Here is a 12,926-nt window from a genome sequence, read left to right on the forward strand (position 1 = left end):
GGAGTAGCAAGTATTAAGTAGTGAGTATCAAGTAGTGGATTTATCTTGATACCCAATACTAATCACTTGATACTAGTAACTCGCTACTTGATACTAGAATATGAGAAACTACATTAAAGCAGATGAGTGGAATATTATCGAAGAAGGCTTTGATCCACATTTAAATAAAATTTCGGAAAGTATTTTCAGTTTGGGTAATGGACGTATGGGCCAGCGCGCCAATTTTGAAGAAACTTATACCGGAGAAACCCTACCTGGAAATTACGTTGCAGGTGTTTATTACCCAGATAAAACACGCGTGGGGTGGTGGAAAAACGGTTACCCGGAATATTTTGCGAAAGTATTAAACGCGGCAAACTGGATAGGTATCCAAGTAAAAATCGATGATGAAATCCTTGATCTGGCAACAGCTGAGGTAAACGGTTTTAAACGTGTACTGAACATGCATGCGGGATATCTGGAGCGTACCTTCACGGCAAAGTTAAAAAGCGGTAAAACCCTAAAAGTTAAATCAACCCGTTTTTGCAGCATCGCTGATGATGAAGTTGGTGCGATCTGTTATAGCATTACCCCATTAAATTTCGATGGGAGATTAACCTTGATGCCTTTTATTGATGGCGATATTAAAAATCAGGACAGCAACTATGACGAAAAATTCTGGGATAAAATTGCAGATGAAATTTCGGGAACAGAAGCTTATATCAAACTAAGAACAAAGAAAACTGAATTTGAAGTTTGCACCGGGAGTAATATCGAACTGTATAAAAATGCTGAGAAATTAGATATCAATCCAGAGGCTGTTCGTAAAGAGAAATTTGTGGGACAAACTTTTTCTCTTGAGGTAAAAGCAAACGAAGAGATCACGCTGGTTAAAATCGCGGCGAATTTATCTTCAGAAAATTACCCAAAAGAGTCACTTTTAAAAAAAACAAAATCAGTAATTGCCAAAGCATCTGCTAAAGGATTCGATACCTTGTTAAAGGAACAAACCGAAGCATGGGCAAGCAAGTGGGAAGAAAGTGATATCATTATCGAAGGCGATGTTTCTGCTCAGCAGGCTATTCGTTTCAATATTTTTCAGCTTTTTCAAACCTACACCGGTAAAGATGATCGATTGAATATTGGTCCGAAAGGTTTTACTGGCGAAAAATATGGTGGTTCAACCTATTGGGATACTGAGGCTTATTGCGTGCCTTTTTACCTGGCAACTGCTCCACAGGAAGTAAGTAAAAATTTGTTAGTGTATCGACATAAACAATTGGGTAAAGCTATTGAAAACGCCGCGAAATTAGGTTTTAAAGATGGTGCAGCATTGTATCCAATGGTAACGATGAACGGTGAGGAATGCCATAACGAGTGGGAAATTACTTTTGAAGAAATCCACCGTAATGGCGCTATCGCTTTTGCCATTTTTAATTATATCCGTTATACAGGGGATGAAAGTTATCTTTCTGACTTTGGTTTAGAAGTATTGATCGGTATTGCTCGTTTTTGGAAACAACGCGTTAACTGGAGCAATGACAAACAGCAATATGTAATGCTTGGGGTAACCGGACCAAACGAATATGAGAACAATGTAAACAACAACTGGTACACCAACATTTTGGCAACCTGGTGCATGAAATATGCAACGGAAGCCGCTGAAATTGTAAAAGCACAGCAGCCAGAGAAATATAACAGCTTATTAAAAAACTTAGATTTCGATCAAAATGAATTTACTGATTGGGCTGATATTATCGAAAAGATGTATTATCCACAAGATGAAAAATTGGGCATTTTCTTACAGCAAGATGGATATTTAGATAAAGAACAAATTTTGGTGAAAGATCTTCCTGCCAGCGAACGTCCGATTAATCAAAAATGGAGCTGGGACAGGATTTTACGCTCGTGCTTCATTAAACAGGCCGATGTCTTACAGGGCTTATATTTCTTTGAAGAAGATTACGATCAGGATACATTAAAACGCAACTTTGACTTTTATGAGCCCCGTACCGTGCACGAAAGTTCATTGTCGCCTTGTGTACACAGTATTTTAGCAGCAAAATTAAATGACGAAGCACGTGCATACGAATTCTACTTACGTACCGCCCGTTTAGATCTGGATGATTATAACAACGATACAGAAGATGGTTTGCACATCACTTCGATGGCAGGAACCTGGATGAGTGTGGTAGAAGGTTTTGCAGGCATGCGTGTGCGCGATGGTAAATTGCAGTTTAATCCTTTCTTGCCAGGCAAATGGAAATCTTTTTCATTTACTATCGGCTTTAGAGGAACTACCTTAAAAATTAATATCACCGAGAGCGGTATCAATATTAAAAATAATGCCGCTGTTGATTTAGAAATTGGTATCAGGAATCAGTTTTATAAATTGGCCGGAAATACTGAAATTGAAGTAAACAACACAGCGTTGGTATGATTGTAGAGGTAAAATGTAAAATGGAAAACGGACGGAGATTTGCCTCGACTGATCGTCATTGCGAGGAACGAAGCAATCTTAATGCGGTAGCCTATATTGTGGCAATTTTCTTTTTACTTATTTCATCATCATCCTTTGCACAAAAACAAAGTAAAAAAATGAACGATAAGCAGATCGTTATTTACCAGTTATTGCCCCGCTTATTTGGGAATAAAAATACCACCAATATCCCTTACGGAACCATCGAACAAAATGGTTCGGGTAAGTTTAACGATATTACCGATAAAGCCTTATATGGCATAAAAGAACTCAGCGTAAATTATGTTTGGTATACCGGTGCACTTGCCCATGCAAGTTTAACTGATTATTCTGCATACGGAATTAAACCTGATGACGCCGATGTGGTAAAAGGAAGAGCAGGTTCTCCCTACGCCATTCGCGATTATTACGATGTAGATCCTGATTTGGCTGTTGATATTAATAACAGAATGAAGGAGTTTGAAGCGCTGGTGAAAAGAACACATGCTAAAAACTTAAAAGTGCTGATCGATTTTGTACCCAATCATGTTGCCAGGAGCTATCATTCTCATGCAAAACCAAAAAATGTAATCGATTTTGGTGCCCAGGATGATGTAACAAAAGCATTTAGTGCTCAGAACGATTTTTATTATACTCCTGGTCAGCCGTTTGCCCCGCCAACTGGTGGTGCAAAGCAAACACCAATTACGAGTTTGCAGGATGGGAAATTTGATGAAAATCCTGCTAAAGCAACAGGGAACAATGTGTTTTCGGCGCAGCCTAAATACGACGATTGGTACGAAACCATTAAGTTAAATTACGGCGTAGATTATCAGAACGGCGAAAAACAATATTTTGACCCCATTCCGCCAGTCTGGCTGAAAATGCGCGATGTTTTAACCTATTGGACCAATAAAGGAGTAGACGGTTTTAGATGCGATATGGCCGAAATGGTACCCATTGCTTTTTGGAACTGGGTCATTCCACAGGTTAAAAAAGTGAATCCTGATTTAATTTTTATCGGAGAGGCCTATAATCCAAAAGTTTATAAACAATATTTAGATGAAGGCAAATTTGATTACCTATACGATAAAGTGGGTTTATATGATGGTTTAAAAAGATTGATCAGGAATGAATCAAATGCAGATGTAAAAGATATCCGTTTCGTTTGGCAGAAAGAGAGTGCTGGTTTTGGCCACCGGATGTTACGCTTTTTAGAAAATCACGATGAAGAACGCATTGCATCTGCCGGATTTGCAGGCAAGGCCGAACTAGCGCTACCCGCAATGGTAGTTTCGGCAACTTTAGGTGGCGGTCCGGTGATGCTTTATTTTGGTCAGGAAGTAGGCGAACCGGGTAAAGGGCAGGAAGGTTTTGGCGAAGATGATAACCGGACCACCATATTCGATTATTGGGGTGTGCCGAGCCACCAGAAATGGATGAACGGCGGATTGTTTGATGGAGGGAAATTAAGCACTTCCCAACAAAATTTAAGGGCTTATTATCAACAACTGCTAAAAGTAACTTCAACAAGTGATGCCGTAGTTAACGGCGAAATTTATGAAGTGCCTGTTGCTGGGAACATGAACAACCGCATGTATGCTTTTATCCGTTACTCGGGTAAACAGCGTTTATTGGTAGTGGCTAATTTCGATCGGACAGAAACTTTAACCGCCAATATTGAAATCCCAGATCAGATTTTAAAAGTTAAACATTCATCGCCGGTTAAGGATCTGTTAACAGACAAAAAATTAAATATTCCCGCAGGAACAAGTATTCCAGTAATCTTGGCGCCGGTTAGTGCACAGGTGATAGAATTTTAAAGATTTTTGCTATGCGTCTTGCGTTACGCGCTTAGCGAAAAAACTAAAACTAACCACAGAGCACACAAAGTAACAGTACAGAGAAACACGAAGGATATTTATTCTCGGTGAACGCTGTGTCAAAACTCTGCGTTCTCTGTGGTGAAAAATGAGGCACTAGTTAGCGTAGAATTTATTAATTGCAATAGAAAATAACGCCATGCACCCAACGCTGAGCGCTTAAACTAAACAAAATGAGCTTAAAAACAATATTCGAGAATCCCAAATTAACACTTGCACAGATCATTAACATGAGCGTTGGTTTTTTCGGGATTCAGTTCGGTTGGGATTTACAAAGGGCCAACATGGGTCGTATTTACGAAAATCTGGGCGCCAATCCCGATCAGGTTCCATTGTTGTTTTTGGCAGCACCTTTAACCGGATTACTGGTTCAGCCGGTAATAGGTTACCTGAGCGATCGTACCTGGCATCCAAAATGGGGTAGAAGAAGGCCTTATTTTATGCTTGGGGCCATTGTGAGTAGTATTGCTTTAATCTTTATGCCGCACAGTAGTGTGCTTTGGATGGCAGCCGGACTGCTTTGGGTTTTAGATGTTTTTGGAAACATTGCAATGGAACCTTTCCGCGCTTTTGTTACCGATAAATTGCCCGATAGTCAGGTTAACCGCGGTTTCATTATGCAGAGTATGATGATTGGTTTGGGTGGCAGTGTGGCTTCGGCCTTACCGTGGATCATGAATAATATCTTCCACTTAACCAATACAGCAGAAAAAGGGAGTATTCCGGAAAACGTGAAGTTTTCTTTTTACATCGGTGCCTTTTTCTTTTTCGCAGCAGTACTGTGGACAGTGCTTACTACTAAAGAATACCCTCCGCAGGATGTAGATTTTAAAGAAAAGTTAAAAGAAAGCAATAAAGGTTTTGGCGGTGGTGCCAGGGAAATTTTTCATGCCTTAAGGAATATGCCCAAAAGAATGCAGATTGTTTCCTTGGTTCAGTTTTTTACCTGGCCAGGTTTGTTTTTAATGTGGTTTTATTATACCACGGCAGTGGCTGTGAATGTTTTTGGGGGTAAAGATGCTGCTGATCCGGTTTATGCACATGGTGCAGATTTTGGCAGTTTAACCCTCGCTTATTACAGTGTTATTACCTTTCTGTTTGCACTGGTACTACCAAAAATTGCCGATGCATTGGGCCGTAAAACTACACATGCCATTTGTTTAGTCTGTGGAGCCATAGGTTTAATCAGCGTAGCCTGGGTGCACGATAAAAATATGCTGTATTTATGCATGACAGGAGTAGGCATTGCCTGGGCGAGTATCCTTTCTATGCCTTATGCCATGTTAAGCGGCTCGCTGCCCAAAAATAAAATAGGGATTTACATGGGTATCTTCAACTTCTTTATTGTATTACCCGAAATTATTGCCTCCCTTGGTTTTGGCTGGCTCATGCGCAATGTACTCAATAACGACAGGCTTTTGGCCGTACAACTAGGCGGTGGATTGATGATTTTAGCAGCTATAATCTGTTATATATTTATCCGTGAACCAAAGAAAACAGATGAGGTTCTGACTGCTAAACTGGGAGTAGAAGAGAATAGATCTATATAAGGATTCCGTGGTCTGTGTCCTCACAGGCCAGTATTGAGATTTCGGTCTGTGGGGACACAGACCGAGGCAGATGCAATGAAAAAAAATATTTACCGCCTTGGTTCATGTCTGCAAGGAACGAAAAAGGCAAAAACATCCTTTATCTGTTTCTCTTGTTAACAGTGTTTACTACCGCATGTAAAAAAGCATCGACTGATGAAGATATAGCGGCAAATATCGATTTCGGATCGGCTGGAACCTGGATCGATGCGGTTAACGCCGGTATTAATTTAGGTACCGGTATTTACTCACAAACTTTAGCTCCTGGCGAATACCATATTTTTAGTAAAATGGCTTTAAAGTAATTTAATTTACAAATAGATGCTGCATCATAATCATAAGTATAGAATTATCATCCTGTGTAGTTTAAGCGTAACGTTAAATAAAGACTTTACTGCAGTATTACTGCATGTTTTTGAAGAATCGGTATACCAAAAGCAGTGCTGGCTTTTATGGTAACATTTCTAATGCGCTTTTTGATTAACGCTGCAATAGTTTGATATTTAGCAACCAAACCAAACTAGATGAAATTCAGATTTATACTCGCTACATTTTTAAGCACGGGCATTTTTGCGTATGCACAACAAGGACCAAGAAAAGGCCAATCAAAAGAAACCATAACCACTACGCAGGTTACCGTTAAAGACGAAGCTAAATCCTCTACAAACGAACGGAATATTAATGTAGAGAGCTCTGTAATTACCAATCATTCGGTAAATATTAATGGCAAAGCTGTTCCGTATAAAGCCACTACAGGTACATTACCAGTTTGGGATGAAGATGGAAAACCGATTGCTGGTTTGTTTTATACTTACTACGAACGGAGCGACGTGCAAAATCGGGACGGACGGCCTTTAGTGATTTCTTTTAACGGAGGTCCGGGCTCAGCTTCAGTTTGGATGCACATTGCCTATACCGGTCCGGTAGTGCTGAATATTGATGATGAAGGTTATCCCGTACAGCCTTATGGTTATAAAGAAAATCCATATTCTATTTTGGATATGGCCGATATTGTATATATAGATCCGGTTAACACAGGTTATTCCAGAGCGGTGAGCAAAGATATTCCAACCAATAAATTTTTTGGTGTCCGTGCCGATATTAAATACCTTGCCGAGTGGATCAATACTTTTGTAACCCGTAATAACCGATGGGCTTCGCCAAAGTTTTTAATTGGCGAAAGCTATGGCACTACACGTGTTTCAGGCTTAGCTTTAGAGCTGCAAAACAGTCAATGGATGTATTTAAATGGTGTGGTATTGGTTTCGCCAACCGAACTCGGTATTGAGCGTAGCGGTCCTGTTGATGCCGCTTTGCGTTTACCGTATTTTGCGGCTACCGCATGGTACCATAAAGCTTTATCAGAAGATTTACAGGGCAAAGATTTAACGGATATGCTTCCTGAAGTAGAAGGTTTTACCATTAATGAGTTAATTCCTGCTATTTCGCAGGGTGGGATGCTGAGTGCTGATAAAAAGAAGGCCATTGCCGTAAAAATGGCACGTTACTCCGGTCTTTCAGAAAAAGTGATATTAGATTATAACCTCAACGTACCGACTGATTTCTTCTGGAAAGAGCTGTTGAGAGATAAAGGTTTTACCGTTGGCAGGCTAGATTCTCGTTATCGTGGCATAGATAAAATGAGTGCAGGTGAAGGACCCGATTATAATGCAGAGCTAACTTCCTGGCTGCATTCCTTTACGCCAGCTATCAATATGTATATCCGCAACGAATTGAATTATAAAACCGATTTGAAGTACAATATGTTTGGTTCCGTTTACCCATGGGATAAAAGTGGCGATCAGACCGGAGATAATCTGCGTCAAGCCATGGCGCAGAATCCATATCTGCATTTATTGGTGCAGTCGGGCTATTACGATGGAGCCTGCGATTATTTTAATGCCAAATATAGCATGTGGCAGTTGGATGCCGCCGGTAAATTGCAAGACCGCATGAGCTGGGAAGGTTACCGGAGTGGGCACATGATGTATTTACGTAAAGATGATCTGAAAACGGCCAATAACCATATCCGTGAGTTTATCAAAAAAGCATTACCAAAAGCAGGCGAGGCTGCTAAGTTCTAAAATTTTAGCGTTGAAAAATTCCTGTGCACGTTGCAATTAAATCTGTCAACCCTTTTAGGTTTATTGAAGCGCAGTTGCAGTATAATGATTATTGTTCGTCCTGCTTTGCGCTATATCTTTTTTATTGTTCATGTCATGCTGAGGCACGAAGCATCTCACCCCGATGAAACAGATGCTTCGTTCCTCAGCATGACAGCAATTTGAAGGTAGTGCTGTAAAAAAGTATGCCGCTCCAATCAGGGCTAGCTAGGTTAGGACGGTGGCACGGAAACCCGGCATAGTTGCACAGGCAGGTGTAAAATAAACCCGACTTAGTGGATGCTCCCGATTTAATCACTTATTTTTGTTGTTTTTATGGTTTGATTGCTTGTTTCACAGGTTTCATCGGAGCAGAAACGGGGGCGGGACAGAACCAAACCAAAGCACTACTGCAATTGCTTTTCAAATCCTGAAGAATAAAAAGAATAGTAAAAGACTATTTACGATGCTATTTTCCTTTATGCTAACGCGATTTACTCCGGCAAAAAAGCAAACAAAAAACTGTTCACTGCAAACTAAAAATAATTACTTATTTTTGTGGTTCAATTATGCAGCAAATAAAAACATCATTCGATTTTGAAAAACCTATTGCCGATTTAGTTCAGCAGATAGAAAAGGTTAAGCAAGTTGCCGAAAAAACTAAGGTAGATATGTCTGCCACTTTAGACGAGCTTGATGGTAAATTAGATGAAACTACCAATAACTTATATAAAAATTTAACCGGTTGGAACAAGGTTCAGATGAGCCGTCACCCAGATCGTCCACAAACTCTTGATTACATTAACATGATCTGCGATGATTTTATCGAGATGCATGGTGATAGAACGGTTAAGGATGACAAAGCGATTATCGGTGGTTTTGCTTCCATCAATGGTCAAACGGTAATGGTTATCGGTCATCAAAAAGGTAAAAATACCAAAGAGCGTCAGTTTCGCAATTTCGGTATGGCCAACCCGGAAGGTTATCGTAAAGCTTTGCGTTTAATGCGTTTGGCTGAAAAGTTTAATAAACCGGTTGTCTCTTTTATCGATACAATGGGTGCTTACCCTGGTTTAGAGGCAGAAGAGCGTGGACAAGGTGAAGCTATTGCCAGAAACTTATTGGAAATGTCTATCCTTCGCGTGCCGATTATTTGTGTTGTAGTAGGTGAAGGTGCTTCCGGAGGTGCTTTGGGCATCGGTATCGGTGATAAGGTATATATGTTAGAACACACCTGGTACTCGGTAATCTCTCCTGAATCTTGCTCATCTATTTTGTGGAGAAGCTGGGATTTTAAAGAGAAAGCTGCTGAATGTTTGAAATTGACTTCCGATGATATGTTTGGCAACAAATTAATCGATGGCATTATCCCAGAACCCCTTGGTGGCGCTCACCAGGATCCGGAGTTAATGGGTAAAACTTTAAAAGATTACCTAATTAAAGATTTAGCTGCTTTAGGTAAACTAAAAACAGATAAACTGATCGAACAACGAATTGATAAATTCTGTGCGATGGGTGTTGTAAACGAGTAATCATTAACTAAAATAAATTTGAATCCTGTTTGGCAATGCTAAACGGGATTTTTTTGTGGTTAACCCGATGGGTTTATTACGGGGCGCCCTAGACTTCTCGTCATCTCGACTGAAGCGCAGCGAACGGAGAGATCTATCTTGATAGATTTCTCGGCTACGTTGCACTCCGCTCGAAATGACGCTCTGTTTAAACCTCGCAGGTTTTTAAAACCTGCGAGGTTTGTTCAATAAAAAAAGCAGCTGCAAATTAATGCAGCTGCTTTGTAAACTTATTTTCAGATCCGCTTGTTATTGTGGACCCTGTTGCGGGAAGAACATTGATAAACGGCCTTCGAGGTTGTTGAATGTTTTCTGCAGCTTATCACTCAATTTATCCTGACCTGCAGCTTTACTCGTTTTAATCATTCGGTCCAGATAATATAAGCCGGTTTGAATATTCTGCGATCCGGTTAAACCTTTCGATTGTGAAATATCAGCCAGATAGTTTAATTCCTTATTGATATAATCGCCAGATTTGTCTAAAATATCATTTGCTCTGGTAGTTTCACCTAGTTTATATAAGTTTTCAGCCATATAGAATTTCACTACAACGGTACGGATGCCGAAGAATTTATCAGGCATTACCGCGAAATATTTATCTACTACTTTTTTAGCTTCAGTAGTTTTACCTTCTTTAATTAAGCTGTTGGTTAAGCTACTGAAGAGATTCGTGAAAATGAAAGTATCATCTGATGATTGCGGATCTAAATATTTAGCGGTTTTCATATTTCCCCACTTAAATTTAGTCATCACGTTATTATACAAAATTGGGGTATTCAATTGCTCTGGTCTATCCTCAGATGCTGTAGTGTCAGCTTTAAGCGGCAATAAACGCATGGCCAAACCTTCGCTGTATAAATACTTGTCTAAACCGTTATATTGCTCTGAAGGAACGGTAGACGCGAAATAAATCGGACGTTTCCAGTTGTTATGTGCAAGGATATCGAACATTGCCAAAGTTCCTTTAGTAACGTAACCTTTATTAAATTTCCAATCCATGGTGGTGGTAATTTTTGAAGCATCAGCTGCAGGCACTGTTCCTGTGCTGATTACCTGTTGTGGATCTACCGTAATTTTAAGGTTTTTAGTTGGCAGGAAGTTAGATTTTGATCCATCCTGCATGGCTACTTTATCGCTTTCATCGTTTGATAACAATAAATCAACTACATTTTTAAGCTCAACATTACCTGCAATTTTATAATCATCATACGGCATTACATCTCTTTCACCCTGTACATATTGTTCAGGTTTCATGGTAATAGGCAATGGCGCCGATTCATTTTGTTTTTGTCTTAAACCATTGATGTACCAATCTGTATCAAATAAACTTAAGTTTACAATACGCACATCAGGCCGCACATTTTCTACTTCCTGGATATACCAGAGCGGGTAGGTATCATTATCGCCATAAGTAAATAAGATGGCATTTGGTGCACAGGATTGTAAGTAATCCAGTGCAATATCATGAGGAACCATTTTGGTAGAGCGGTCATGGTCATCCCATCCCTGCTCGGCCATAATTACCGGTGCAGCCAATAAACCAATCACAGTTGCACCAATGGCACCGGCAGTTGGGGTTAATTTTTTAAAAAGCCATTCTTTAATGGCGAGTGCCCCGAGCCCTATCCATATCGCAAAGGCATAAAAAGATCCTACATAAGCATAATCCCTTTCACGCGGCTCCATGGGCTTTTGGTTTAAGTATAATACAATGGCAATACCGGTAAAGAAGAATAACAAAGCCACAACGCCAGCATCTTTCTGGTTGCGTTTAAAGTGCCAAAGTGCGCCGATTATTCCCATAATCAACGGTAAAAAGAAAAAACGGTTGTATGCTTTATTATCAACTGTTGATGGCGGTAAATGACTTTGATCGCCTTGACGCAATGCATCTATTGGTTTAATGCCGCTAATCCACGAACCCTCAAATCCACTACCTTGGCCTTGCTCGTCATTCTGGCGACCAACAAAATTCCACATGAAATAACGCATGTACATATAGCCAATCTGATAGCTGAACAAGAAACCAACATTATCTACAAGATTAGGATTTTTAGTATCATCTAAGCGCATCCATTCTTTATAAAAAGCCGCATGTTTAGGATCATCGCTATACATACGTGGCAGTAAAGTATTGTTGTTATACTCGTAATCGGTTTTTTTACCCGCTACTTCATATTTTTCTTTTCCTTTTCTCCAGATGGTTTTTCCTTCTGTTACACCTGTTCTTTCAGAGTTATAATTAGGGCCGTAACCCAATGGCCTATCACCATATTGCTCACGGTTCAGGTAGCTTAAGAAAGAGAAAGCATCTTTCGGTGCGCTGTTATTTAAGTTCGGATCTGCTTTTGCCCTGATGATGATCATAGAGAAAGATGCGTAACCGAAAATGATTAATACGGTAGAGATTAAACCTAAGTTTAATAATTTCTTTTGATGCTTGATCGAATAACGGATTCCCCAAACCAGGGCGCCGATTAATAAAATGGCAAAGAATAAAACGCCTGTTCCAAAACCAAGACCCAATGTATTCACAAAGAACAGATCGAAATAAGCACCGAATGAAACCAGGTATTGGATAATACCATACTGGATTACCGCTAAGATTAAAATACCAACAATAAGGGTTTTAATAATTCCCGATGTTGTTGCTTTATCTGTTCTTTTGAAATAATAAATGAAGGCAAGTGCAGGGATGGTTAACAGGTTTAATAAGTGGATGCCAATTGATAAACCCATAATATAGGCAATAAACAATAACCAACGATCGGCACGTGGCTCATCGGCATGTGCTTCCCATTTAAGAATAGCCCAGAATACAATCGCGGTGAATAAAGAGGATTGTGCATAAACCTCAGATTCTACTGCCGAAAACCAGAAACTATCAGAGAAAGTATAAGCCAAAGCACCAACGGCACCTGCACCCATAATGCTGATCAATTTTCCTGTAGTTAATTCTTCACCAGCTTTTAATACTGTTTTTTTAGCCAATGCAGTGATGGTCCAAAATAAGAATAAGATAGTTGCCCCGCTTGAAACAGCCGAACCAACGTTCATCCAGTAAGCGATTTTAGTTAAATCTCCAGCTGCGAAAATGGAGAAAAAACGTTGGATCATTAAGAATAATGGTGCACCAGGCTGGTGAACAACCTGCATTCTGAATGCTGATGCGATAAATTCACCGCAATCCCAAAAACTGGCAGAAGGCTCTAAGGTTAAAACGTAAGTTAGTGTAGCAATTAAAAAGCAGATCCAGCCTACTATATTATTAACTTTTGAATAATTCATTGGTTTATTTAATGATATTAAAAATTGTTTTCACATAAAAATGCTGCCGAAATTAA

At 39.7% G+C, this 12,926-nt stretch carries 7 protein-coding genes; 6 read left to right on the plus strand and 1 reads right to left on the minus strand.

Annotated elements, in window-relative coordinates; translation table 11 throughout:
• Window positions 1–100 precede the first annotated feature (100 nt).
• The 6 genes from BCL90_RS23240 (at window position 101) to BCL90_RS23265 (ending at window position 9,543) form a co-directional block, all read left to right on the plus strand.
• Window positions 101–2,419, plus strand: coding sequence for a glycoside hydrolase family 65 protein (locus tag BCL90_RS23240; RefSeq protein ID WP_121287697.1), 2,319 nt, complete (start codon window positions 101–103; stop codon window positions 2,417–2,419).
• Complete coding sequence (locus tag BCL90_RS23245; RefSeq protein ID WP_121287698.1) at window positions 2,416–4,260, plus strand: alpha-amylase family protein; 1,845 nt, start codon at window positions 2,416–2,418, stop codon at window positions 4,258–4,260. The genes BCL90_RS23240 and BCL90_RS23245 overlap by 4 nt, the downstream gene beginning before the upstream one ends.
• A 233-nt stretch (window positions 4,261–4,493) precedes the next feature.
• Window positions 4,494–5,870, plus strand: coding sequence for an MFS transporter (locus BCL90_RS23250; RefSeq protein ID WP_121287699.1), 1,377 nt, complete (start codon window positions 4,494–4,496; stop codon window positions 5,868–5,870).
• 104 nt (window positions 5,871–5,974) lie between these two features.
• Entirely contained in the window at window positions 5,975–6,214 is a 240-nt protein-coding gene (locus tag BCL90_RS23255; RefSeq protein ID WP_121287700.1) for a hypothetical protein, read from the plus strand.
• A gap of 219 nt (window positions 6,215–6,433) precedes the next feature.
• Window positions 6,434–7,993: a S10 family peptidase gene (locus BCL90_RS23260; RefSeq protein ID WP_121287701.1), complete on the plus strand. Its 1,560-nt coding sequence runs from the start codon at window positions 6,434–6,436 to the stop codon at window positions 7,991–7,993.
• 587 nt (window positions 7,994–8,580) lie between these two features.
• Window positions 8,581–9,543 carry an acetyl-CoA carboxylase carboxyltransferase subunit alpha gene (locus tag BCL90_RS23265; protein WP_121287702.1) on the plus strand — a complete coding sequence of 321 codons (963 nt, stop codon included), beginning with the start codon at window positions 8,581–8,583 and terminating at the stop codon, window positions 9,541–9,543.
• Between the two features lie 288 nt (window positions 9,544–9,831).
• Here BCL90_RS23265 and BCL90_RS23270 read toward each other — a convergent pair whose 3' ends face one another.
• A complete protein-coding gene (locus BCL90_RS23270; RefSeq protein WP_121287703.1) occupies window positions 9,832–12,870 on the minus strand; it encodes a glycosyltransferase family 117 protein in 3,039 nt (1,012 codons plus the stop codon).
• Window positions 12,871–12,926 lie beyond the last annotated feature (56 nt).

The organism is Pedobacter alluvionis (assembly GCF_003664035.1).
GTDB lineage: Bacteria > Bacteroidota > Bacteroidia > Sphingobacteriales > Sphingobacteriaceae > Pedobacter > Pedobacter alluvionis.